We start from the raw sequence: 22,051 nt of genomic DNA on the forward strand, positions 1-22,051 counted from the left end.
TCTTCAGACTGCCATGGCGAACGCGTCGGCGGGGTGCCGGTCAGAGGCCGCCGCAGCCGCCTCCGCAGCCCGCGCCGCAGCCCGAACCCCCGCCGCACGCCCCGCCGAGCCCGACTCCCTCGCCGCTGCCGCCGGACTTCTCGAGCGCGGCCCTCACGACCTCCCACTGGTTGACGCGGTGGGGCGGGGTCCACTCGCAGCCCAGGCAGCGGGCGACCTCGCGGTCGGCGAGCGCGACGGGGCCGAGTACGGCCAGGGCGTGGGCCAGGCCGGGCGCGTCGACGCCCAGCCGGGGTCGGTGGACGCGGCGTTCGTTCGCCCGCCTCTCGTGCGTGATCAGCTTGCCGCGCAGGCGGGTGCTCTCCGCGGCGACCTCGGGGATCCGGGCGTAGGGCGTGAGCCCCCTGGCGGCCCGGCTCCGGTGCAGGGCCGCCATCGCGGCCACCGCCAGAAGCAGGAGCCCCGCGAAGACGCCCCAGTCCCAGGCGTACTCCGCTCCCGGGGGCGGGCCGTCCGCCGTGAGCAGGCCGAGCCGCACCCCGAGCACCATGAGGGCGGGCGCCGCGAGCAGGCCGAACGGCCGGAGCGGGAGCGGGCGGACGGGCAGCGGCAGCAGGCCCCGGGCGGTCAGCAGGCGGTCGTACTCCGCCGCGGCGGTCGCGTACGGCTCGCGCCGCACGAGGGCGGGAAGGTCCGCCGGAGGGGTCGCGGCCGCGACCATGGCCCGCTCGAGCGGGTCCTCCGCAGCGGGGACGCCGGGCATGGCGTGCAGGATGCCGTCCCGGCAGACCAGGGCCCCCCGGTGCAGCAGCGCCACGGCGACCGTGGGCGCGAGCCGGTCCGGGTCCTCGCGCGACGCCCGGGCCAGTGCGTAGTCACCCCAGCCGGCGGCCGGTCCCGGCCCGCGGACCGCTCGCTGCCTGCGGTCGGCGTGGAGCAGCAGCAACCCCCACGCCCAGGCGCCGAGCACGCCGAGGCCGAGACCTGTCCACAGCCAGGTGAAGTCCTGTGCGTAACCACTCATGCCGGTCCGATCCCCCGTCGGTGCGCACTCTTCTTCCGAAGTGTGCGACGGAGGAGGGGAGTTGGAAAGCAGATCTACATTCGGGACATCCGGGTCAGACCATCCACAGCTGACGGACCGACTTGCCGTCGCGCGACTTGAGCAGAACTTCGCTGCCGTTCGCGGTCTCTCGTTCCACAAGATCCAGCAGGGCGACGGCGCGGCGCACCGTCTCGGTGATCGAGATGCCCTTGTGTTCCTTGTACCAGCGGAGCTTGGCAGCTGTTTCCGCGTTGATGTTCACGCTTAGCCGAGTGACTTGAGTGTCGGTTGCAGGCGCTGTGGTCGGCGTGTCGGTCGAGTTCTCGGGCATGCCAGGGCTCCCATTCGAAGGTTCACGATGACCCGGGCACGGCAACGATCGGGCTCCGGCCACCGGGCTTCCAGGCCCGGGCCATCCCGACAGACACGTGCACACGAGTCGGCATCCATGCCGCACGCAAGTACGAAGCAACCCCATTGCTCCGCCTGGGCGTGGTTCCCCCTATACGCAACCACAGCCGCATACGGCACCGGCGGTCACACCAGCCGGCCGGTCGGACTTCACAGGACAGCTAAACAACCCATCAGACCATTCCCTTCAGCCGTACTGGATCCAACGCGCTCCCTCATCCTGCGCTCCGAAGCAACCAATGTCAAGCAAATCCGCATGACGTGAGCTTCAGATGTGACGGCGATCCACATCTGATGTGCATGAAATGTGGATCGAATGTTGATGAGAGTCACACCACATGTGATAGGATCGCCCCAGGCAACACTTGGGGGCACCTGCGGCACCGTCATCCCTTCGCCCTCGGGCGAACCTCAGAGGGGGCACCACGCGTGAGGATCTGCGAGAACGCCAAGGCGGGGGGCTTCCTCACCCCCTTCTACGAGTGGCACAACGCCTGTCAGCTGCTTCCAGTGCCCCAACTCCCCAGAGAGTTCATCCGCCCCGACGATCCGGACCCCTTCCTGAACGGCGAAGTGGTGCTCCGGGAGGAGGAGATGCCGCTGCCCGACGTCGAGACCTGGCGGATCGGTCCGCCGATCATGGTCTGCACCTGCGTCCCCGGCCAACGGGGGTGTCCCCACGAGTGACGGAACCGCCTCGACCGCCCCTGAACGACGAGGAGTTGTGGGAGGACGAACAGCCCCTGCCCGGCGCGAACGTCTGGACGCTGGGCCCGGCGGCCCCCTGGCCGCCACCCCCACCGGAAGACCCATCTCCGCACGTTCCGGAAGAGAGTTGATGCCCATGACGTCAGGCCGACCGGAAGACCTGATCGAGGACGAGGCGCCCGCCGGCAACGGCCTGGACCTCGCCTTCCTCCGGGAAGTCGGGTTGAGCTCGCCCGCCGCACCGGTGCGCGGCGTGTTCGAGGAGGACGAGCAGCCGGACCCGAGGGTGCGCGACGACCAGGTCGTGGGCCTGAAGGAGCGCCATATGAGCGAGACCCGCCGCACCCTGGCGGTGGGGCTGCTGTGGCTCGTCGGCCTCCTCACCGGCGTTCCCACGCTGGCGCTGGTCCTCGGCCACTGGACCCACTTCAAGAGTGACGACTACCGCGAGATCAGCCTGGTCATCACCCCGATCGTCGCCCTGGCCAGCGCGGCCTTCGGCTTCTTCTTCGCCAGCGACGAGCGCAACCGCTTCTGACCCGATTCCTTAACTGACACGTTTGCTTGATCTCCGACAGGGAGCGCGCCGAGCCGGACAGGAGGCCGCCGGCGCGCACCGTACCGCCCCTACCGCCCTCTCACATCCGCCTCAGCTGCCACAGCCGCCAAATGCCCGTGCCGTCCGACAGGTACTGGGCGCCGGAGATGGACTTCGTGCTCACCGCGTAGTCCTTCTTCTGCCACAACGGCACCAGGGGGACGTCCTCGGCGACGATGCGCTGGATGGCGCGGAAGTCCTCGGAGACGCGCCCCCGGTCGTCGTTCTTCTGGGTGGCGCGGATGAGCTTGTCGATGCGGGGGCTGGAGTAGCCGGTGTGCAGGGCGTTGCCCGCCCCCAGCAGCGGGGTGGTGAAGGTGTCGGGGTCGGGGAAGTCGGCCACCCAGCTGATGGTGTACGCGTCGTACGCGCCCCGGGCGTAGCCCTCCTGGAACTCCTGCCAGCCCACCCGGCGGGTGTCCACGCGGAACAGTCCCGTGGCCTCGAGCTGCTTCTTCAGCAGCGCCGCCTCCTCGTCCGTGGCGACGCCCTGCGAGTAGGCGAGGCCGAAGCGCACCGGCGCCGTCAGTCCCGCCCGGGCCAGGAGCCGGGCGGCGAGGTCCGTGTCGGGCTGGGGGTAGGCGTCGTAGAAGGACGTCGTGTGGCCCGTGATGCCCTGGGGGATGAGCGAGTACAGGGGTTCCACCGTGCGCAGATGGACGTCCCTGGCCAGTGCGCTGCGGTCGAGGACCGCCGCGATCGCCTGGCGCACCGCCTGGTCCTTCATCGGCGAGCCGTCGCGCAGGTTGAAGACGAGCGCGCGCATGGTGGCGGCGGTCGTCTCGCTGACCCGGAAGGCCGTCTCCGAGGGCGAGAGCCCCGCCAGGTCGGCGGGCGGCAGCTGGCGGCCGACGACGTCGAGGTCCCGGCGCTGCCAGGCCTGCGCCAGCCGGGCCGGGTCGGCGAAGTACCGCACCGTCACGTCGTTCCCTTGCCGCTTCATCGCGCCCTGGTAGCGCTTGTTGGGCTTCAGCTCCGCGCTCGCGCCCGCCGTGTAGGCGTCGAGGAGGTACGGGCCGGAGCCGTCCACGGTGGTGCCGTTGCGCAGCCGGTTCGCCGGGTAGGTCCGGTGGTCGACGATCGCACCGCCGCCGGTGGCGATCTTGAACGGGAAGGTGGCGTCCGGCACCTTCAGCCGGAAGGTCACCGTGTCTCCGGCCGCCGAGGCGTCGACCGATCGCAGGGTCTCCACCAGCGACTCCGGCCCCTGCGGGGACTTGATGCGCGTCATGCGGTCGAAGGAGAACTTCACATCGGCCGCCGTCAGCGGGTGCCCGTTGGAGAACGTCAGGCCGGGCCGCAGCTCGCAGACGTAGGTGCGTAAGTCGTCGCCCGAGAAGCCGCACCGCCGTGCCGCGTCCGGCACCGGGGTGCTGGAGCCGGGGGCGTAGGTCAGCAGCGACTGGTAGATGTTGCTGTAGAGCGCCCAGGAGCCCGCGTCGTAGGCGCCCGCCGGGTCGAGCGTGCTGACCGTGTCGGTCGTGCCCACGCTGATCGGTCTTTGGCCGGATCCACCCCCCTCCGTGATCCCACAGCCGCCGACGGCTGCCGTCAGCAGCGCCGCCAGACCTACCGCACCCACCCGTTTCCGTACACCACGCATCGCCTGCGCCCCTCCCGCCCAGTGATGCGCATCACGGTAAACACACGAACGTGCGTACGTCCTGGGAATCGGCCAAGTGATCGCCGACCGGGGGGTGGAAGGGGCCCGGAGCGTCCGTTATGAGCTGCGCCGCAACGCCCGTACGCCACGCAACCCGATGATCCCGACAGCCGTCCCCAGAAGAAACGAGGTGATCGCGAGCAGCAGATGCACCCAGAAGTACGCGGTCGGATCACCGGAGTCGTCGAAGGCGAGCCCGCTGCCGTCCTTCCAGAGGTTCTTGACGAAAGTGATCCAGATGAACCAGCTCCACACCCCGAAGGCGAGCAGGAACCAGGACACGGGACGCGAGAGGGTCGCGGGGGTTCGGGGGGCGGCATCCCCGGAAGACTTCACCATGGGTTTCAGTATGCGTTTAGCCGCCCGCACTGGTCCTATCGGGTCCTCGACGCGGGCCCGCCGTGAGGCGCCGTCTTCCCTCACGGGGCGTGGAGGTACGTTCACCAGCGTGCCGACGAAGACATCACCTCCGCCGCGTTCCGCCGCGCGGTACTCCGCGACGGGCCGCCGACGCTCCCGCACCGCCGTCACCACCGCCGCCGCGCTGGCGGCCGGTGCCTCGCTGCTGCTCCCCCTGGCGGTCGCGGCCCCGGCCCTGGCCGCCCCGACGCCGAACCCGAGCTCCAGCGCGAGCCCGGGCGCCGACGGCAAGGGCAAGCCCCCCAAGCTGCCCCCCAAGCAGCCGCCGGCCAGGATGTCCACGGTGGGCGGCGAGCTGCTCGGCAAGCCCGGCACCCAGGTCCAGCCCGAACCGGGGGCGCCCGCGCTGCCGGAGGAGCTCAGCGGCGACTCCTGGCTCGTCGCCGACGCCGAGTCCGGCGAGATCCTGGCCGCCCGCAACGCCCACTGGCGGCTGCCCCCGGCGTCCACCCTGAAGATGCTCTTCGCCGACACCGTGCTGCCGAAGCTGCCCAAGAACGAGCAGCACCGGGTGCGGCCGGCGGAGCTGGAGGGCATGGGCGAGGGCAGCAGCGCCGTGGGGATCAAGGAGGACTCGTCGTACTCCGTCCACGACATGTGGCTGGGGGTGTTCCTCCGTTCGGGCAACGACGCGGTGCACGTGCTGTCCTCGATGAACGGCGGCATCGCCCGGACCGTCAAGGACATGCAGGCCCACGCCGACGACCTCCAGGCCTTCGACACCCACGTCGTCACGCCCGACGGCTACGACGCCGACGGCCAGGTCTCCAGCGCCTACGACCTGACGCTCTTCGCGCGCTCGGGCCTGCAGAAGGCGGACTTCCGCGAGTACTGCTCGACGGCCACCGCGCAGTTCCCGGGCGAGGAGAAGCCGGGCAAGAAGCGCGAGACGTTCCCCATCACCAACACCAACCGGCTGCTCACCGGCCAGGGCGTGCCCGCCTACAAGGGCATGGCGGGTGTGAAGAACGGTTCCACCACCAACGCCGGCAACACCTTCACCGGCGTCGCCCAGCACGACGGCCGCAAGCTCCTGGTGACGGTCATGAACCCCGACATCAAGGAGCCCAACCAGGTCTACAAGGAGACCGCGAAGCTGCTGGACTGGGGCTTCGAGGCGGCGGGCCACGTCAAGCCGGTCGGCATGCTCGTGACCCCCAAGGGCGGGACCGACAAGCCGGGCGGGAGGACGGCCGGGCAGGGCGGGGAGAGCGCCCAGGCGTCGGTCGTCGGAAGCGGCGGCGACGGCATGTGGACGGCGGTCGGCCTCACGGGCGCGGCGCTGGCCCTGCTGGCGATCGCGGGCTTCGTGGTCAACCGCCGCCACCCGCTGCCGGCCCGGGCCCGGCACCGGTCCCCGGCCGAGCCGGGGCAGGACCGGAAGCCTGGGACGCCGGTGACGCCCGAGATGTCGGTGACGCCGGTGACGCCCGAGACACCGGGGGCTCCCCCGAAGCCGGACCACAAGCCGGGTGCCCAGCCGGGTGCCCAGCCCGGCGACAAGCCGGGCGACAGCTGAGCTACGCCTCGCCCTGTGCCGCCTCGGCGGACGTGGCGGACGTACGGGCGGACCCGTCGGATGTCTCGGCGGGTCCGTTCGTCGCCGTCCACGCGGCGCAGTAGAGCGTGAGCTTCGCCGTGAAGTTGATCCACAGCAGCAGGGCGATCGGCGTGCCGAAGGCCCCGTACATGCTCTTGGCCGCCACGCCCTGCAGATAGCCGCTCAGCACCAGCTTGAGCACCTCGAAGCCGACCGCTCCGATCAGCGCGCCCGCCACGAGCCGGCGCCGGCCGGGATGCACTCCGGGCAGCCGGGACAGCACGAACACCATCATCAGGAAGTCGGCGAGGACGGCGGCGCAGAAGCCCGCCGCCGTCAGCAGAGCGCCGACCCCGCCGAGGCCGGCCTGGTCGACCACCCAGCCCGCCGCCGCCGACGCGAACGCCGAGCAGGCGGCCGACAGCAGGAAGACCCCGCCCAGGCCCACCAGCAGGACCGCGTCCTTGATCTTGAGCAGTATGGGGTTGCCGGGGTCCTCCTCCAGCTCCCACACCGCCCGCAGGCACTCGCGCAGCGAGCCCACCCAGCTGATGCCGGTGAACAGCAGCAGGGCGCCCGCGACGAGGCCGATGGTGCCGGCGTTCTCGGTGAGGCCCCTGAGGTCGAGGCCGCCGGCGAGGCCGGGCACCTGCTCGGCGATCCGCCGCTCGAGGTCACGTGTGCGGGCGTCGCTCAGCGTGGCGGCCGCGACCGCCGTGCCCAGGGTCAGCAGCGGGAAGAGGGCGACGAAGCTGGTGAAGGTGATCGCGGCGGCGAGCCGGGTCCACTTCACCCGGTCGAGGGTCTCGTACGAGCGCCACGCGTGCGTGCGCATGACCTTCGTGAGGAGGGTGCCGATCAGGGGCAGCCGGGTCAGCCAGTCCATGATCGACTTCTACCATTCCCCGGACGGGCGTACGCCTCACCCGGACGGGTGAAACGGAGTGATGTCGCGGCGTACGGGCGCGCTCAGGTGAGGGCGCCTGCGGGCGCGCTCAGTGGGAGGGCGCCTGTGGGCGTGCCCGGCCCGCCTGGTCGGTCTGCCGCGGCACGCCCGGGGGTGGGTGTTCCCCGTCAGTCCGTCCGAAAGGGAAATCACGCTCCAGCCGCCACACGCCGTCCGCGCCCTGCTCGTACAGCGCGAAGTCGTTGACGGTCCAGGCCGCCTCGTAGTCCGCGAGCTCCTCGAAGGCCCGGTCCATGGCCTCCTCGGGGATGCCGTGGGCGATCGTGACGTGCGGGTGGTAGGGGAACTGCAGCTCGCGGGCCACCGGCCCGGAGGCGTCCCGCACCCGCTTCTGCAGCCAGGCGCAGGACGAGGAGCCCTCGACCACGTTGACGAAGACGACCGGCGACAGCGGTCGGAACGTACCCGTCCCGGACAGGCGCATCCGGAACGGCCGGCCCTCGGCCGCGACCTCGGCGAGGTGGTCCTCGATCGCGGGCAGCGACGAGGCGTCCACCTCGGTGGGCGGCAGGAGGGTGACATGCGTGGGAATGCCGTGGGCGTGCGGGTCGCCGAAGCTCTCGCGGCGCTTCTGGAGGAAGCTTCCGTACGGCTCCGGGACCGCGATCGAAACGCCGAGCGTTACGGTCCCCACTGCGTTCTCCCTCCTGTGCGCCTGTACGTCCCCGTGGTCAGTGTGACGGCTGGGCCGCGTCCACTGCCAGATCACCTGGTCCTGCGCCGCCCGGATCACGGTCCCGACGTGCACGGAAGCCGCCGAACCGTATCCGGATGGCTCAGTGCTTCGCGGGCAGGAAACCCATCCTGTCGTAGGCCTGGGCCAGCGTCTCGGCGGCGACGGCACGGGCCTTCTCCGCGCCCTTGGCCAGGACGGCGTCCAGCGTCTCCGGGTCGTCGAGGTACTCCTGCGTACGGGCGCGGAAGGGGGTCACCCACTCCACCATGACCTCGGCGAGGTCGGTCTTGAGCGCGCCGTAGCCCTTGCCCTCGTACTTCTGCTCGAGCTCGGCGATCGTGGTGCCGGTGAGCGTGGAGTAGATGGTGAGGAGGTTGCTGACGCCCGGCTTGTTCTCGGCGTCGAAGCGGATGACCGTGTCGGTGTCGGTGACCGCGCTCTTGATCTTCTTCGCGGAGACCTTGGGCTCGTCCAGCAGGTTGATCAGACCCTTGGCCGTGGCCGCCGACTTGCTCATCTTGGCGGACGGGTCCTGCAGGTCGTAGATCTTCGCCGTCTCGCGGACGATGTGCGCGGCCGGCATGCGGAAGGTCTGGCCGAAGCGGCCGTTGAAGCGCTCGGCGAGGTCGCGGGTCAGCTCGATGTGCTGGCGCTGGTCCTCACCCACCGGCACGGAGTCGGCCTGGTAGAGGAGGATGTCGGCCACCTGCAGGACCGGGTAGGTGAACAGACCGACGGTGGTGCCCTCGGCGCCCTGCTTGGCGGACTTGTCCTTGAACTGCGTCATGCGGGAGGCCTCGCCGAAGCCGGTGAGGCAGTTCATCACCCAGGCGAGCTGCGCGTGCTCGGGCACGTGGCTCTGGATGAACAGGGTGCAACGGTCCGGGTCCAGGCCGGCGGCGAGCAGCTGCGCGGCGGCGATGCGGGTGTTCGCCCGCAGCTCCTTCGGGTCCTGCGGGACCGTGATCGCGTGCAGGTCGACCACCATGTAGAAGGCGTCGTGGGTCTCCTGCAGGGCCACGTACTGACGGACGGCACCGAGGTAGTTCCCGAGGTGGAACGAGCCTGCGGTGGGCTGGATACCGGAGAGAGCGCGCGGACGATCAAGGGCCATGCACACATTCTCTCAGGTGCTGAACCGGACTCGGCTCAGCGGTGCGTAGGCGGGTGTAGAAAGGCGTCAGCAGCATGCCCCGAACCCCCTACAGCAGGAACGGAGCACACGTTGACAGCCACGGAACGCAGCATCGCCGCCGCCGAGGAGTACAGCGCGCACAACTACCACCCGCTCCCGGTCGTGGTCGCGACCGCGGAGGGCGCGTGGATGACCGACGTCGAGGGGCGCCGCTACCTCGACATGCTCGCCGGCTATTCGGCGCTGAACTTCGGCCACGGCAACCGCCGGCTGATCAACGCGGCCAAACAGCAGCTCGACCGGGTGACGCTGACGTCGCGGGCCTTCCACCACGACCGGTTCGCGGAGTTCTGCGCGGAGCTCGCGCAGCTGTGCGGCATGGAGATGGTGCTGCCGATGAACACCGGCGCGGAGGCGGTCGAGACGGCCGTGAAGACCGCCCGCAAGTGGGGCTACCGCGTCAAGGGCGTGCCGGACGGGCGCGCGAAGATCGTCGTCGCCGAGAACAACTTCCACGGCCGGACGACGACCATCGTCAGCTTCTCCACGGACCCCGAGGCGCGGGCGGACTACGGCCCGTACACCCCCGGCTTCGAGATCGTCCCCTACGGCGACCTCGCGGCGCTGGAGGCGGCGGTCGACGAGGACACGGTGGCGGTGCTGCTCGAGCCCATCCAGGGCGAGGCGGGCGTGCTGGTGCCCCCGCCCGGCTATCTGGCGGGCGTACGGCGGCTGACGAGCGAGCGGAACGTCCTCTTCATCGCCGACGAGATCCAGTCCGGGCTGGGCCGGACCGGCCGGACGTTCGCCTGCGAGCACGAGGGCGTGGTCCCGGACATGTACGTCCTGGGCAAGGCCCTGGGCGGCGGCGTGGTCCCGGTGTCCGCGGTCGTCTCCTCCCGCGCCGTCCTCGGCCTCCACCGCCCCGGCGAGCACGGCTCCACCTTCGGCGGGAACCCGCTGGCGTGCGCGGTGGCCCTCGAGGTCATCGCCATCCTGCGCTCCGGCGAGTACCAGGAGCGCGCCACCGAACTGGGCGAGCACCTCCACCGCGAACTCGGCCTCATGACCGGCGCCGGCGCCGTGACCGCCGTCCGCGGCCGCGGCCTGTGGGCGGGCGTCGACATCGCGCCGGAGGTCGGCACGGGCCGCGAGATCTCGGAGCGCCTGATGGCACGCGGCGTGCTCGTGAAGGACACCCACGGCTCGACGATCCGCATCGCCCCGCCGCTGGTCATCACCAAGGAGGACCTCAACTGGGGGCTGGAGCAGCTCCGCGAGGTGCTGGGGGGCTGACGGGCCGCCGGGCTTCCGGGCTTCCGGAGGCCGCCCGCGGGGTCCGGGCTTCCCGCCCGGGCCCCCTCGGATGGGAAGCCCGCCTGGGCTTCGCTCAGCGGGCCCGCGCTGGGGTGAGCAGGGTGCCGGATCTCTTGACGTGTCGGGTGACCGGTGTGGTCTCGGCGCCCCGTATGCCCGGCAGTGCGCCGACGCGCGTGGCGAGGTAGTCGTACAGCGCGTCGGCGTCCCGGACGGCGACGACCGCCATCATGTTGGCCGGCCCGGTTACGGCCGCGGCGTACGCGACCTCGGGGTGACCGGCGAGGGCCTCGGCGACGGCGGTGAGCTCGCCGGGCGCGACGGTCAGCCACAGCACGGCCTCCTGGGTGAAGCCGTAGAGCGCCGGGTCGATGTCGATCTCGAAGTACAGCGTCCCGGCGGCGCGGAGTTCGTCGATCCGGCGGCGGACGGTGGACTCCGACCACCCCGTCGCGGCGGCCAGCTCGCCGACGGCGGCGCGGCCGTCCTTGGCGAGGGCGGCGAAGAGGCGGTCGTCGGCGGTGCCCGGCCGCACGTCGCGAGAAGGCGCGCCGGGCGCGGCGAGACGGGACAGCTCCTCGGTCTGCCGTGCGTCGAGCGCGGCGGTACGGCCCGGCCAGCCGCCCGCGCCGGCGACCATGCGCAGGATGCAGTGGGCGGTCACACCGGTGATCCGGGACGTCCTGGGCAGTCTGGACAGCAGCATGCTGCCCTGGGCGGACCCGCCGCGGGCCCGGGTGATGCAGGTGATCTCGGTGCCACCGGAGGCGAGCCCCACCCATGACGTGTCCGCCCGCTCGACGAGCGCGGCGGCGATCTCGGCCGAGGCGCCGGGGACACACTGGAGGCGCACGGCCCAGTCGACGAGGCCGAGGCTGCCGGCGTCCGGCATCCCGGTGACGCGGAGGACCCCGCCGGCGCGGAGGCGATGGTAACGGCGGGCGACCGTACGGTCCGAGACGCCGAGGACGGCGGCGATCCGGCTGAACGGGGCGCGCCCGTCGATCTGGAGGGCGTGCACCAACTGCCGGTCGAGGAGGTCGAGATCGCGTATGACGGAATCCACCGGAAAACGCTATCCGATGTCGCATTCCGTCAGGGTGGGCCCGGTTGAGGACGCGGGACGGCCGGTCCGGTGAGAGTCCTCGGCATGACGAATGCGAACACACTCGATACGCATGCGAACACGCTCGACCCCGTCGCGAAGACGGCTCTTCTCACCGCCGCCATGCGGGCACGGGAGTCGGCGCGGGCGGACGCCCTCTTCCACGATCCGCTGGCCGCGAAGCTCGCGGGGCCCTCCGCCATGGCCCTGCTCGAGACGGTCGGCGACGTGGCGGCGATCCCGGTACGGACGCGGTTCTTCGACGAGGCGATCGGGGGCGCGGTGGGGCACGGGGGTCCTCGCCAGCTCGTGATCGTCGCGGCGGGAATGGACACGCGCGCGTACCGGCTGGGTCTGCCGGACGATGTGACGGTCTACGAACTGGACCGGCCGGAGCTGCTGGACCGCAAGGAACAGCTGGCGGCCGGGGTCGCGCCGGCCTGCCGCCGGGTGGCGGTGGGCGTCGACCTCGCGGCGGCCGGCTGGGAGGAGGCCCTGGCCGGTGCGGGGTTCAGGGCGGACCTGCCCACGTGCTGGCTGGTGGAAGGGCTCACGCAGTATCTGCGGGAGCCGGACGTCCACACCCTGTTCGAGAGGATCTCGGCGCTCTCCGCGCCCGGCAGCCACCTGCTGACCGACTTCGTGTCCGCGCGGCTTCTCGCCGCCCCGGAGGCCCGGCCGATGCTGGAGCGGATGGAGGAGTGGGGCTCGGCATGGCACTACGGGGCGGACGATCCCGGAGCGCTGCTCTCGGAGCGCGGCTGGAAGGCCGAGGTCCGGTCGTTCGCCGGCGTCGGAGAGGCACTGGGGCGGCACGTGGAGGGCGGCCCCGGGATGTCGGGGTGGCTGGTGCACGCCCTCCGTTAGAGGATCACGTGCTCTCAGAGGATCACGTGGGGGATGAAGCGCGCGTACTCGTCCGTGATCAGGCCCGAGCTCTCGCGGATACCGAGGCCGGCGGACTCGTCGCCGACCACCCACGCGCCCAGGACGACGTGGTTGCCGTCGAATTCGGGCAGCGCGGCAAGCTCCTGGTAGCAGCAGGGCTCGTCCCGGACGACCGGTTCGGCGCCGGGTGCGTGGAGGGTGACGCCGGCACCCTCGCGGCCGAGCAGCGGCTTGGCGACGTAGCCGTTCGTACGGGCCAGCTCGCGCGGGCCGTCGAGGTAGGCGGGGAGAAGGTTGGGGTGGTCGGGGAAGAGCTCCCAGAGGATGGCCAGCAGGGCCTTGTTGGAGAGCAGCATCTTCCACGCGGGCTCGATCCACAGGGTCGAGCCCGTGCCGCCGCCGTTGTCAAGGGTGTCCAGGGCCTGGGGGCCGAAGTCGTCGGTGGCCAGCCACTCCCAGGGGTAGAGCTTGAAGCAGGACCGGATGAAGCGGAGCTTCTTGTCGACGAAGCGTCCCGAGAGCCGGTCCCAGCCGATGTCCTCCATGGAGATGGCCTCGGTGGTGATGCCGGCCTGTTCGGCGGTCTCCTGGAGATAGGCGACCGTCATCAGGTCCTCGCCCAGCTCGTCCCCGGCCGAGTGCGCGAAGTGCACGGGCGCGCCGGGCGGCAGGAGGGCGGCCTGGCGCTTCCAGGCATCGACGAGCCGCTCGTGGAGGGAGTTCCACTGGTCGGCGTGCGGAACGTCGGCGAAACGTTCCTCCATCCAGAACCACTGCGGTCCGGCGGCCTCCACCAGGGAGGTGGGCGTGTCGGCGTTGTACTCCAGCATCTTCGCCGGGCCGCCGCCCGGGCGGCCGTCGTAGCGCAGGTCGAACCGCCCGTAGAGGGTGGGCAGCTCCGCACGGCGCTGCCAGGACTCGGCGACCAGGTACTTCAGACCGGGATCGGTGATGCCGAGGTCGGCGAAGCGGTCCTGGTCGACGATGTGCGCGGCGGCCTCCAGGCACATGCCGTGCAGCTCCTCCACGACCTCCTCGAGCGCCTCGACCTCGGGCAGGGTGAAGGAGTAGTACGCGCTCTCGTCCCAGTAGGGACGCAGCGAACCGTCGGGCTGACGAGCAAGGGGGTAGATCAGCCCCTGCTCCTCGACGATCTCCTGCCAGCCGGGCCGGGGGGATATGCGGTGACGCTGCATCGCTCTGCGCTCAGCCGCCGCTCGAGCCGCCGTGCGAGGACGACGACGAACAGCCGAAGCCGCCCCGGTCGACGGCCTGGCTCTTGCTGAACGTGCCCCGGTCGGCGAATCCGCCGTTGTTCGACTTGGAGGAGTCGTAGTACCAGCGCGCGGAGGACGAGCCGCCACTGCTGGAGCCGGAGCTCGAGCTCGAGGACGTGGAGCCTCCGCTCTTCTTGCAGGCCTTGGAGTCGAGGACCTTGTATCCCCGGCTCACGTCGTAGCTGTTCGGGTCGACGCAGCGCTTGTCCGGTTCCGAACCGCAGGCGGTGAGCGTGGCGGCGAGCGCGCCCATGCCGCCGAGTATCACCGTGCTGGAACGAAGTCGCCTTCGTGTCTTGTGTGGCGTGTGTGCCATGTGTGGGACGCCCCCGTCGCGGATAAGTCCACACACCCTAAGCCGCCGGCCGGTGAGGGTCGGTTTCCGGCCGGTCCCGGCTCGGTCACAGGTTTGTCAGGAGCACGGTCAAAGGGTGACCAGGCGGACGGAATTGTCAGTGGCGCCCTGCATCATCGAGCCATGACCGAGTCTTTCGCCGACGCCGCCACCCTGCACGACCTGGCCCGTGCCCACCTCCCCGCCGACGCCGCCGAGCGCTGGATCGCCGGGCTGCGCCCCGCGGCCCGCCTGAAGGCCGCCTCCGGCTCCGACCCGGTCGTCGGCCGCCTCGGAAGCCTGCCCCTGCTGCCGGACGACGTGGAGTGGCCGGTATGGGACGGCCACGGCCCCCTCGCCTTCGTCGCCTCCCTCGACTGCGCCGCGCTGCCGTCCGGCGCCCTCGACATCGAGCTGCCTGCCGACGGCACGCTGAACTTCTTCTACTTCGACGGCCAGATCGACGACGGCGACGCCCTGGTCAACCCGGGTGAACCGGAGACCCTGGCAGGCGCGCGCATCATCTACGTCCCCGCCGGCACCCCGACCGCCGAACGAGCAATGCCGGAGGACCTGCTCGAGGGCCTGGTCGAGGACCTCGAGGACGTGGAGACCTACCGCGAGGTCCCGCTGACCGCCGTGATCGAGGCGACCGTCTCCGACTCCTACGACGACACGGCGTTCCCGGAGGAGTTCCGGAACGCGCTCTGGGACCTCGCGGGCAACGCCTGCCACCGCGTGGGCGGCCACGCCACCGCCGTCCAGAACCCGGTGGACCACGAGATCGCTCACGCCGTCCTCGGCGGCAAGGTCGCCTGGGGCGAACCCGCCATGGAGGCCGAGGCCCGTCGCTGGACGCTGCTGGCCCAGTTCGACTCCGACCACCGCGCCCAGATGATGTGGGGCGACACCGGCTGCCTCTACTGGCTCATACGCCCCGAAGACCTCGCCGAACGCCGCTTCGACCGGGCGATGTTCACCTGGCAGTGCTGCTGAGTCGCTGCCGCTGGGCCAGGTGGTCGACGAACCGGGCCCAGGCCCCGGCCGGGAAGGCCAGGGCGGGGCCTGAGGGGTTCTTGCTGTCGCGGACGGGGACGAGGCCGCCGGGTATGTTGTCGGCGACCTCGAGGCATTCTTCCTGCCCAGCGCTATACGTCGACTTACGCCAGCTGGCGTCGCTCAGGTCAATTCGCATGATTCGAGATCCTCCATTGCCCTTTCAATCCACTTGGTAGACAAGGCTGGTGCGAGCGCCAAGGCGTGCACAAGATCGTACCGATGGGAATGCTGCGCTACCGCCTTGCGATCCCTCACTAGGTCGGTAAGCGAGGGGCCGCCCTCGAGGTACACCACATCCGGTGCGTTCTCGAAGGACAGCATGGTCACCGATCCCCCCATGACCGCGTGCCCGCCAGCCGCGAACGGCAGAACCTGCAGCTCGATGTTCGGACTCCTGGACGCCTCCACCAGGTAGCTCAGCTGCTCGCGCATGACTGTCGGGCCACCGACTGGACGCCGGATCGCCGCCTCGTCCAGTACGACCCACAGCAGCGGAGGCACCTCCTTCACGAGGACTCTCCGTCGGGCAAGCCGTGCGGCCACCTTTTCCTCGATCTCGTCTGCAGCACACCATGGCAGCGCACAGTGCATCAGCTCACGAGCGTATGCCTCGGTCTGCAACAATCCGGGCATGCAGTGAGCCTGGTATTGATGCAACGCAGTGGCCCTGTCCTCGTACTCCCTGTACTTGCGGAACGCGTCCGTGGGCGGAAACCGATCGAGGTGAACCCACAGGTCGGACAGGTCGCCATCCGCCCCCAGGAGCTTGTCCAGCTGGTCGGAGACGTCCTTCTTCGGCGTCTCGTTACCCAGCTCGTACTGAGCGATCCGGCTGTGGGCGATAGGGATCCTGTCGCCCAACTCCTTTTGTGTCCAACCGGCTCGTACGCGCAACTTGCGCAACTTGGCGCCGTACAGGGCGGCCAGCGATGTCGAAGGGTCGAGTTCCTTGGGTGCGGGCACTGTTGCCACCTGTTTACGGATTGACGCGCCGAAAACCGTTACCCCTGGTGAGCGTAGCTCCACACCCCGATGCTGGGAACCGAAACCGGAGTGCACACACCACGACCGAGGTACCCGCCCATGCCCATGCCCCAGCCCGCCGACCCCGAGGCGATCCGCCAGACCGCTGCCCGCGTGGCGGTGGAGTTGCACGATGCGCTGCGCGCGCACGGACACTCGGTCCAGGTCGTGCCCGAGCCGCCGTCGTACGGGCAGCCGTACGTGACGTTCCTCAGTCCGCTGCGGGAAGACGAGGCGCGACTGATCACCGCCGCGCTCGCGGCGTATTCGGGGGCGCGGGAGTCCGGGCAGCCCTGCGGGGAGTGCCGGTCGATCAAGCAGGAGTGGGCCACGGCCCAGCGTGGGGGCGATCGCGAGGGTGCGGCGGCTTTGGCGTGGAGCATGGGGCTGCATCAGCGACGGGCGCACACTTGATCGGGCGTTAGCCGTACGGGTGTTGGCGTGGCGGAAGGGGCCCTTCAGGCACGCTCGCGCAGTACGTTTGCGCACAAGCGACCCCCCACGCTGGCGGCAACCGGCGAAGGGGGTCTACACCCACGAGGAGATAAGAGCTCCCGTCAGATGCTGAAGCATGTTAGCGCTCCGGCGCATTCCTTCACCCAGGTTCCGAACGAGATCATCCGTCACCCCCGCCTCTCCGCCGAGGCCGTCCGCCTGCTCCTGTGGCAGCTCGCGCTCCCGCCCGGCGTCGACGTGTCGCTCTCGGAGACCGCCAAGCGCGCGGGGATCAAGAAGACCGCCTTCACGCGCGCCAAGGGCGAGTTGCTCGCCGAGGGCTACGTCCACGAATGGAAACGTCAGGGCATCGCAGGCCGCTGGGCCACCCAGCAACTGATCTCGAACACCCCCCTTACGGCGGAGGAAGCCGCAGCGGCGGCCGGTCGCCCACCGGCTGCTCCGAAACCGGCCGTCGGTGAACCGACACCTCGGGACGTCGGCCGTCCCCAAGAAAACACTGAGGGGAACACTTCCCCACCTCCCCACCACCCGCTCGCCGAGCGAGGCGCGCAGGCCCTGGCCCTCGTCACCCGGGGCGAGCGCCGCCTCCGCCTGTCGTCCCGCGACGTGCGTGCTCTCGCCCCGCTCGTCGCCGAGTGGCTCCAGCGCGGTGCGAGCCTGCGCGAGATCCGCGACGAGCTGACCTCCGGCCTCCCCGACCAGGTCCGCTCCGCGCGAGGGCTCCTCCGCAACCGCCTCCTGCGCAAGATGCCCGACCCGGCCCCCGAGCCCACGCCCCCGCCGTCCCCGCTCCGCGCCTGCGCAGGCGGCTGCGGCCGCATGATCCGGCCTGCTGCAGGAGAGTCCCAATGCCGCGACTGCCGCTACGAGCTCGCCACAGCCGTACCGCACGACGACGCCTCTGGTGCCGCCGCCGCGACCAGACGCGGCATGGCCGCCGTCCGCGAGGCGCTCAGTCCCTTCGCGCCAGCCCTGTGAGGCCTACGACGGCCATGGTCGCCGTGAACCAACCGGCGACTGTGCAGCCATAGGTGACGTAGGCGAAACGCTCACCCCCAGGTTTGGCACCGTTGGGGCCCCAGTACTCGGCCTGGTGCAGGTTGAGCACGGGGATGGCGACATCGACGGCGTATGCGGCCGGCTCGAAGGCCGGGTAGCCCTTCTGGGGGTGGTCCGCAGTGGGGGCCGGGTTCCCCGACGCAACGCTTCTGATCGGCATCACCAGGTCGTCCTGCTGCTGGGCCCAATAAGAGGCGCCGAACGCCACAGCCCAGATGGCGACAAGCAGGTAGCCCATACGCCAGGTCTTGAATCCGTAGGCAATGGTTCTGTCCAGGATCCAGCTCCACAGCCGACGAGGGCGGAGGAGTTTGCTGTGCTTTCGCTTGTCTCGGCGGCGGGCGATGGAAATCTGTCGAGCCTCCTTGTCCTGCCCCGTCTGCTTGTAGACACGCGCCAGTTGTTCATAGGGCTGAGCGGCGAACACTCCAGGCGACGACTTGGTTCTCTCTATATGGCCGCAACGAATCCAGCTCAGCCGCTGTTCGTATTCGGCCCGGTTCCTGCCGCCGAAGCCGTCGTAAGTGAAGCCGGCCATCTGCAGCCCGCCCTCACCGGGCCACCAGGCGCGCGGGCGGCACACGTCGTCCCAGTTGTCCTCCACACGATGCGCCGACGCTCTCTCGAGGATCACCTTTCCGCGCACCTGTGAGACCGGAAGCCAATGCAGTTCGTCCGAAATACGCGCCCCGGTCGCGTCCAGAGCGGTGTGCCGGGCGGCCATCTCGAGCGTCACGATGCGAAGCGCGCCGTTGATCCGGGCACCGACGAGCCGTACCGTTCCCCGCACCCGCAACGGTTTGATGTGTCCAGTGGTCTCGTTCCTGTCGCCCAGGCACAGGTGCCCACCCACCTGAATCCCGTCGGCGATCAGCGCATTGTGGTGCCTGTCGACGCCTGTGAGCTCGGCGTAGGAGCAGTCCAGCCGACCCGCGACCGTGGCCGAACGCAGGGATACCGGCCCCTTGGCGGTGAAGCTGTGCAGGCTCAGATCCCCCCGCATCACGGACCGGTCGGCGTTCAAGGCCTCGCCATGACGTGTATCAGGGGCGATCACCGCCCTGTCGAAGGACACGTTCCCCTTGATGTCGGTGCCACCCAGCCGCACGGCACCCCCCGCCCGCAGGTACCGGAACAGGGCCTTTCCGCCCACCTTCATCCCGTCGGCGATCACCACCTCCTCGTCACCGTTCGTACCGGTGAACCGGGCACGTGAGAAATCGAGCTGGAGCGCAATATCGGAGCCGAGCATCCGCACCGCGCCCCTGGCCGTGAATTCCCTCAGAAACATTCCGCCACGAACAGTGAGACCGTCCGCTTCCACCGCGCACCCGTCGGTATTGGCGCGCATGGAGTCAACGAACGAGAGATTCACCTGCCCCTTGATCTCCGCCCCCGAAAGGATCAGGGCGCCACCGGCCTTCATGCCCCTCAACGACACGTAACCATCGACCCTGATACCGGGGGCCACCAGAGCATCCCTGTCGGCGTCCGCTCCCAGAAACCGGGCCGCGACTCCATCCAGCTCACCCGCGATGCTCGCCTGCATCAACCGGACCGACCCGATCGCACTCCTGGCCTCCCTGAGGACGAGCCGTCCCCCGACTCCGACGTCGTCGGCCATCAGCGCACTGCGGTACTTGTCGCACCCCAGGAACCCGGCCTCGGCGCACTCGAGGTCCCCCTTGATATCGGCGCCGCTCAGCCACACCGCTCCGGAAGCCCTGACGCGCTCCAGCGACAGGTGTCCGTCCACCCGCACCCCGTCCGCGACCAGCGCGACGCCATCCTCGTCCACGTCCCTGAGCTCCACCGCGGACACGCTCAGCTGGTCGGCGAACCGCGCACCGCTCAGCCGCACCCCTCTCCGCGCCCCGCCCGGCGGGGGCGGCAGAAACCTCGAGCCGGTCAGCTCCAGGGACGTCGCCCGGAGCTTCTCGGCGGTGAACCCGGCCATGTCGCAGTGCTCGAAACGGATCCGCAGGGCGGTGGCATGGTCGAGAGCAACGGGGGCGTCGAACGCGCAGTCCTCCAGCGCCACGTGTCGTTTCAACTCTGCGGATTCCAGGTCGAGGGGCCCGAGAATCCGTGCCCCTCGCAGGCGCACACCCCCGGGGTGCACCGTTTCTCCGTCGAGGATGATCTTCCGAAGGGCCGACGCGGCGATCGTGCGCTCAAAGCCCCAAGCACGCATGTCAGCCCACGTCACGTGGCCCCGGGGCTCCAGGTCGAGCTTCCTCCCGCCTGCCACGCGTGCCCGGAGCTGCGCTTCCACCGTCAGTGGGGGCATATCTCGACCGTAGAACCGCCCCGCTCACCCCGCGAGCGGGGACAGCCCCCCGCCCTCTCACCCCACCGCCCGCAGCGCTCTCACCAGCGCGTCGAGCACGCCCGCGAAGGCGTGGTCCGGTGGGGTGCCGTAGCCCGCGATCAGGCCGTCCAAAGCCGCAGGCCCTGGGGCCTCGGGGTGGCGGAAGCGGCTGAGGCCCGACAGGGCCAGGCCCTGCCAGGCGGCTGCCTTGAGGGTGTCGCGTTCGGTGCCGGGCGGGAGTTCCAGGACCGCGTGGAGGCCGGCGGCGATGCCGGTGACGCGGACGTGCGGGGCGTGCTCGGCGAGGACGGAGACGAGCTGGTCGCGGCGGCGGCGGTAGCGCAGCCGCATGGCGCGCAGGTGGCGGTCGTACGCGCCGGAGTCGATGAACTCCGCGAGCGTGAGCTGGTCGAGGGCGCCCGTCCCGTACTCGCCCTGGCCCTTGACGGCGAGCGCCTCGTCGACGAGGTGCTCGGGCAGCACCATCCACGCCAGCCGCAGCGCGGGGGCCAGGCTCTTGCTCGCGGTGCCGAAGTAGACGACGCGCTCGGGGTCCAGTCCCTGCAGCGCGCCGACCTGCTGCCGGTCGTAGCGGAACTCGCCGTCGTAGTCGTCCTCGAGGATCAGCCCGCCGGTGCGCGCCGCCCAGTCGACGACAGCGGCGCGCCGGTCCGGGTGCAGGGCCATGCCCAGAGGGAACTGGTGGGCGGGGGTGAGCAGCACGGCGCGTGCGGAGCGGTGGGCCGCCAGTTCCTCGACGCGCGTGCCGTGTTCGTCGAGGGGCAGCGGCGTGGAACGCAGCCCGGCGCGGTCGATGACGGAGCGGTGGAACCACAGCCCGTAGGACTCGACGCCCATCTCGCGCACGCCTCGTGCCTTCAGCACCCGGCTCAGGACGGCCAGGCCCTGCATGAAGCCCGAGCAGACCACGATCCGTTCCGGGGTGGCGCGTACGCCCCGGGCTCGGGCCAGGTAGCCGGCGAGTACGGCCCGTAGCTCGGGTGTGCCGGCCGGGTCGGTGTAGCCGAGGGCGGAGTTGGGGGCGGCGGTCAGTGCGCGGCGGGCGGCCGAGAGCCAGGCGGCGCGCGGGAACGCGGAGACGTCGGCGGTGCCGGGCATCAGGTCGTAGGCCGGACGGGAGGTACCGGTGGGGCGCGCGCCGCGCGCGGGGGTGTCCGCGCGGGGCGGGACGGCGCGCGTCGCCACGCGGGTGCCGGAGCCCTGGCGGGCGGTGAGCCAGCCCTCCGCGACGAGGTCGCCGTAGGCCTCGGCCACGGTGTTGCGGGCGATGCCGAGGTCGGCGGCGAGGGTGCGCGAGGAGGGCAGCCGGGTGCCCGGGGCCAGCCGGCCCGTCCGTACGGACTCGCGCAGGGCGCGGGTCAGACAGGCCCGTACGCCGCCGGGACCGGTGAGGTCGAGGTGCAGGTCAGTGCCGTAAGTGGCCCAATTTTCCGCCATGGAAATGGACCATATCCGTGGGCTACCACAACCGTAGTGTCATACCCATGACGACGAACGAGAACACGAACGCCACCGGTCAGTACGTCCCCGAGCACACCCCCCGCCTGCAGCTGCCGAAGCTGGTCCCCGACTTCTACAAGGCGATGGTCAAGCTTGACCAGGCGTCGAGCAAGGGCCTGGACCCGGTGCTGCTGGAGCTGGTGAAGATCCGCGCCTCGCAGATCAACCACTGCGCCTTCTGCCTGGACATGCACACCAAGGACGCCCTGGCGGCGGGCGAGAGCGTCGAGCGCATCATCCAGCTGAGCGCGTGGGAGGAGTCCAAGCACTTCTACACCGCGAAGGAGATCGCGGCGATCGAGCTGACCGAGGCCGTCACCGTCCTGACGGACGGCTTCGTACCGGACGAGGTCTACGAGCGGGCCGCCGCCCACTTCGAGGAGACGGAGCTCGCGCAGCTCATCTCCGCGATCATCGTGATCAACGCCTGGAACCGCATCGCCGTGACGACCCGCGGCGTCCCGGGCCACTACAAGCCGGGCTCGCTGAAGAACTGACGCACACGGCACGGGCCGGAGGTGACAGGGGTGCCTCC

Annotated in this window: 23 protein-coding genes; 9 read left to right on the forward strand and 14 right to left on the reverse strand. The window is 70.5% G+C overall.

Annotated features, from left to right (window positions below; all coding sequences use genetic code 11):
* Positions 1–40: 40 nt before the first annotated feature.
* Complete coding sequence (locus AB4K12_RS21755) at positions 41–1,024, reverse strand: hypothetical protein (protein ID WP_368435783.1); 984 nt, start codon at positions 1,022–1,024, stop codon at positions 41–43.
* Between the two features lie 94 nt (positions 1,025–1,118).
* Complete coding sequence (locus AB4K12_RS21760) at positions 1,119–1,376, reverse strand: hypothetical protein (protein WP_368435784.1); 258 nt, start codon at positions 1,374–1,376, stop codon at positions 1,119–1,121.
* Positions 1,377–1,885: 509 nt separating this feature from the next.
* Here AB4K12_RS21760 and AB4K12_RS21765 point away from each other — a divergent pair.
* Both AB4K12_RS21765 and AB4K12_RS21770 read left to right on the forward strand, forming a co-directional pair.
* Positions 1,886–2,143 carry a hypothetical protein gene (locus AB4K12_RS21765; RefSeq protein WP_362253000.1) on the forward strand — a complete coding sequence of 86 codons (258 nt, stop codon included), beginning with the start codon at positions 1,886–1,888 and terminating at the stop codon, positions 2,141–2,143.
* Positions 2,144–2,300: 157 nt separating this feature from the next.
* Positions 2,301–2,702: a hypothetical protein gene (locus AB4K12_RS21770; protein WP_368435785.1), complete on the forward strand. Its 402-nt coding sequence runs from the start codon at positions 2,301–2,303 to the stop codon at positions 2,700–2,702.
* Between the two features lie 100 nt (positions 2,703–2,802).
* On the opposite strand, the gene AB4K12_RS21775 is transcribed toward AB4K12_RS21770, so the two are convergent.
* Together AB4K12_RS21775 and AB4K12_RS21780 are read right to left on the reverse strand one after the other, a co-directional pair.
* Positions 2,803–4,251, reverse strand: a complete 1,449-nt coding sequence (locus AB4K12_RS21775) for an ABC transporter substrate-binding protein (RefSeq protein ID WP_368435786.1) — start codon at positions 4,249–4,251, stop codon at positions 2,803–2,805.
* 231 nt (positions 4,252–4,482) lie between these two features.
* Complete coding sequence (locus AB4K12_RS21780) at positions 4,483–4,764, reverse strand: SCO4848 family membrane protein (RefSeq protein ID WP_242645488.1); 282 nt, start codon at positions 4,762–4,764, stop codon at positions 4,483–4,485.
* Here AB4K12_RS21780 and AB4K12_RS21785 point away from each other — a divergent pair.
* Complete coding sequence (locus tag AB4K12_RS21785) at positions 4,664–6,364, forward strand: D-alanyl-D-alanine carboxypeptidase (RefSeq protein WP_368435787.1); 1,701 nt, start codon at positions 4,664–4,666, stop codon at positions 6,362–6,364. The two genes, AB4K12_RS21780 and AB4K12_RS21785, sit on opposite strands and share 101 nt — an antisense overlap.
* Position 6,365: 1 nt before the next feature.
* Here the strand turns inward: AB4K12_RS21785 and AB4K12_RS21790 are convergent, their stop codons facing one another.
* The 3 genes from AB4K12_RS21790 to trpS form a co-directional block, all read right to left on the reverse strand.
* Positions 6,366–7,271 carry a YihY/virulence factor BrkB family protein gene (locus AB4K12_RS21790; protein ID WP_368435788.1) on the reverse strand — a complete coding sequence of 302 codons (906 nt, stop codon included), beginning with the start codon at positions 7,269–7,271 and terminating at the stop codon, positions 6,366–6,368.
* A 109-nt stretch (positions 7,272–7,380) separates the two neighbouring features.
* A complete protein-coding gene (locus AB4K12_RS21795) occupies positions 7,381–7,986 on the reverse strand; it encodes a 2'-5' RNA ligase family protein (protein ID WP_368435789.1) in 606 nt (201 codons plus the stop codon).
* Positions 7,987–8,128: 142 nt separating this feature from the next.
* Entirely contained in the window at positions 8,129–9,142 is a 1,014-nt protein-coding gene (gene trpS / locus AB4K12_RS21800; RefSeq protein WP_086572110.1) for a tryptophan--tRNA ligase, read from the reverse strand.
* 111 nt (positions 9,143–9,253) lie between these two features.
* On the opposite strand from trpS, the gene rocD reads away from it, so the two are divergent.
* Positions 9,254–10,459, forward strand: coding sequence for an ornithine--oxo-acid transaminase (gene rocD, locus AB4K12_RS21805; protein ID WP_368435790.1), 1,206 nt, complete (start codon positions 9,254–9,256; stop codon positions 10,457–10,459).
* Positions 10,460–10,553: 94 nt separating this feature from the next.
* Here rocD and AB4K12_RS21810 read toward each other — a convergent pair whose 3' ends face one another.
* Positions 10,554–11,546 (reverse strand): Lrp/AsnC family transcriptional regulator, encoded by a 993-nt coding sequence (locus AB4K12_RS21810; protein WP_368435791.1) that lies wholly within the window; start codon positions 11,544–11,546, stop codon positions 10,554–10,556.
* Positions 11,547–11,630: 84 nt separating this feature from the next.
* On the opposite strand from AB4K12_RS21810, the gene AB4K12_RS21815 reads away from it, so the two are divergent.
* Positions 11,631–12,452 (forward strand): class I SAM-dependent methyltransferase, encoded by an 822-nt coding sequence (locus AB4K12_RS21815; RefSeq protein WP_368435792.1) that lies wholly within the window; start codon positions 11,631–11,633, stop codon positions 12,450–12,452.
* A gap of 14 nt (positions 12,453–12,466) precedes the next feature.
* Here AB4K12_RS21815 and AB4K12_RS21820 read toward each other — a convergent pair whose 3' ends face one another.
* Positions 12,467–13,669, reverse strand: a complete 1,203-nt coding sequence (locus tag AB4K12_RS21820; RefSeq protein ID WP_368435794.1) for a glutathionylspermidine synthase family protein — start codon at positions 13,667–13,669, stop codon at positions 12,467–12,469.
* A gap of 10 nt (positions 13,670–13,679) precedes the next feature.
* Complete coding sequence (locus tag AB4K12_RS21825) at positions 13,680–14,003, reverse strand: hypothetical protein (protein ID WP_368435795.1); 324 nt, start codon at positions 14,001–14,003, stop codon at positions 13,680–13,682.
* 225 nt (positions 14,004–14,228) lie between these two features.
* On the opposite strand from AB4K12_RS21825, the gene AB4K12_RS21830 reads away from it, so the two are divergent.
* The gene (locus AB4K12_RS21830; protein ID WP_368435796.1) at positions 14,229–15,080 is read left to right on the forward strand and encodes a YwqG family protein; all 852 of its coding nucleotides are present in this window, start codon (positions 14,229–14,231) and stop codon (positions 15,078–15,080) included.
* On the opposite strand, the gene AB4K12_RS21835 is transcribed toward AB4K12_RS21830, so the two are convergent.
* Both AB4K12_RS21835 and AB4K12_RS21840 read right to left on the reverse strand, forming a co-directional pair.
* On the reverse strand, positions 15,061–15,279 hold the full coding sequence (locus AB4K12_RS21835) for a DUF397 domain-containing protein (RefSeq protein WP_368435797.1): 219 nt from the start codon (positions 15,277–15,279) through the stop codon (positions 15,061–15,063). The two genes, AB4K12_RS21830 and AB4K12_RS21835, sit on opposite strands and share 20 nt — an antisense overlap.
* On the reverse strand, positions 15,264–16,106 hold the full coding sequence (locus AB4K12_RS21840; protein ID WP_368435798.1) for a helix-turn-helix domain-containing protein: 843 nt from the start codon (positions 16,104–16,106) through the stop codon (positions 15,264–15,266). Before AB4K12_RS21840 ends, AB4K12_RS21835 begins: the two co-directional genes overlap by 16 nt.
* A gap of 120 nt (positions 16,107–16,226) precedes the next feature.
* On the opposite strand from AB4K12_RS21840, the gene AB4K12_RS21845 reads away from it, so the two are divergent.
* Positions 16,227–16,580, forward strand: a complete 354-nt coding sequence (locus AB4K12_RS21845; RefSeq protein ID WP_368435799.1) for a hypothetical protein — start codon at positions 16,227–16,229, stop codon at positions 16,578–16,580.
* A gap of 147 nt (positions 16,581–16,727) precedes the next feature.
* Complete coding sequence (locus tag AB4K12_RS21850) at positions 16,728–17,603, forward strand: hypothetical protein (RefSeq protein ID WP_368435800.1); 876 nt, start codon at positions 16,728–16,730, stop codon at positions 17,601–17,603.
* Here AB4K12_RS21850 and AB4K12_RS21855 read toward each other — a convergent pair.
* Complete coding sequence (locus AB4K12_RS21855; RefSeq protein WP_368435801.1) at positions 17,578–19,974, reverse strand: hypothetical protein; 2,397 nt, start codon at positions 19,972–19,974, stop codon at positions 17,578–17,580. The two genes, AB4K12_RS21850 and AB4K12_RS21855, sit on opposite strands and share 26 nt — an antisense overlap.
* A gap of 57 nt (positions 19,975–20,031) precedes the next feature.
* Complete coding sequence (locus AB4K12_RS21860; protein ID WP_368435802.1) at positions 20,032–21,453, reverse strand: PLP-dependent aminotransferase family protein; 1,422 nt, start codon at positions 21,451–21,453, stop codon at positions 20,032–20,034.
* 47 nt (positions 21,454–21,500) lie between these two features.
* Between AB4K12_RS21860 and AB4K12_RS21865 the strand changes: the two genes are divergently transcribed.
* The gene (locus tag AB4K12_RS21865; protein WP_368435803.1) at positions 21,501–22,013 is read left to right on the forward strand and encodes a carboxymuconolactone decarboxylase family protein; all 513 of its coding nucleotides are present in this window, start codon (positions 21,501–21,503) and stop codon (positions 22,011–22,013) included.
* The last annotated feature ends 38 nt before the right edge of the window (positions 22,014–22,051 follow it).

The sequence above is a fragment of the Streptomyces sp. C36 genome (assembly GCF_040932295.1).
GTDB lineage: Bacteria > Actinomycetota > Actinomycetes > Streptomycetales > Streptomycetaceae > Streptomyces > Streptomyces triculaminicus.

Coding starts and splice junctions, on each gene's coding strand:
- AB4K12_RS21820 (WP_368435794.1), bottom strand. CDS start 13,669: ATGCAGCGTCACCGCATATCCCCCCGGCCCGGCTGGCAGGAGATCGTC.
- AB4K12_RS21855 (WP_368435801.1), bottom strand. CDS start 19,974: ATGCCCCCACTGACGGTGGAAGCGCAGCTCCGGGCACGCGTGGCAGGC.
- AB4K12_RS21770 (WP_368435785.1), top strand. CDS start 2,301: ATGACGTCAGGCCGACCGGAAGACCTGATCGAGGACGAGGCGCCCGCC.
- AB4K12_RS21790 (WP_368435788.1), bottom strand. CDS start 7,271: ATGGACTGGCTGACCCGGCTGCCCCTGATCGGCACCCTCCTCACGAAG.
- AB4K12_RS21760 (WP_368435784.1), bottom strand. CDS start 1,376: ATGCCCGAGAACTCGACCGACACGCCGACCACAGCGCCTGCAACCGAC.
- trpS (WP_086572110.1), bottom strand. CDS start 9,142: ATGGCCCTTGATCGTCCGCGCGCTCTCTCCGGTATCCAGCCCACCGCA.
- AB4K12_RS21845 (WP_368435799.1), top strand. CDS start 16,227: ATGCCCATGCCCCAGCCCGCCGACCCCGAGGCGATCCGCCAGACCGCT.
- AB4K12_RS21825 (WP_368435795.1), bottom strand. CDS start 14,003: ATGGGCGCGCTCGCCGCCACGCTCACCGCCTGCGGTTCGGAACCGGAC.
- AB4K12_RS21850 (WP_368435800.1), top strand. CDS start 16,728: ATGCTGAAGCATGTTAGCGCTCCGGCGCATTCCTTCACCCAGGTTCCG.
- AB4K12_RS21780 (WP_242645488.1), bottom strand. CDS start 4,764: ATGGTGAAGTCTTCCGGGGATGCCGCCCCCCGAACCCCCGCGACCCTC.
- AB4K12_RS21755 (WP_368435783.1), bottom strand. CDS start 1,024: ATGAGTGGTTACGCACAGGACTTCACCTGGCTGTGGACAGGTCTCGGC.
- AB4K12_RS21785 (WP_368435787.1), top strand. CDS start 4,664: ATGAACCAGCTCCACACCCCGAAGGCGAGCAGGAACCAGGACACGGGA.
- AB4K12_RS21815 (WP_368435792.1), top strand. CDS start 11,631: ATGACGAATGCGAACACACTCGATACGCATGCGAACACGCTCGACCCC.
- AB4K12_RS21865 (WP_368435803.1), top strand. CDS start 21,501: ATGACGACGAACGAGAACACGAACGCCACCGGTCAGTACGTCCCCGAG.
- AB4K12_RS21835 (WP_368435797.1), bottom strand. CDS start 15,279: ATGCGAATTGACCTGAGCGACGCCAGCTGGCGTAAGTCGACGTATAGC.
- AB4K12_RS21860 (WP_368435802.1), bottom strand. CDS start 21,453: ATGGCGGAAAATTGGGCCACTTACGGCACTGACCTGCACCTCGACCTC.
- AB4K12_RS21830 (WP_368435796.1), top strand. CDS start 14,229: ATGACCGAGTCTTTCGCCGACGCCGCCACCCTGCACGACCTGGCCCGT.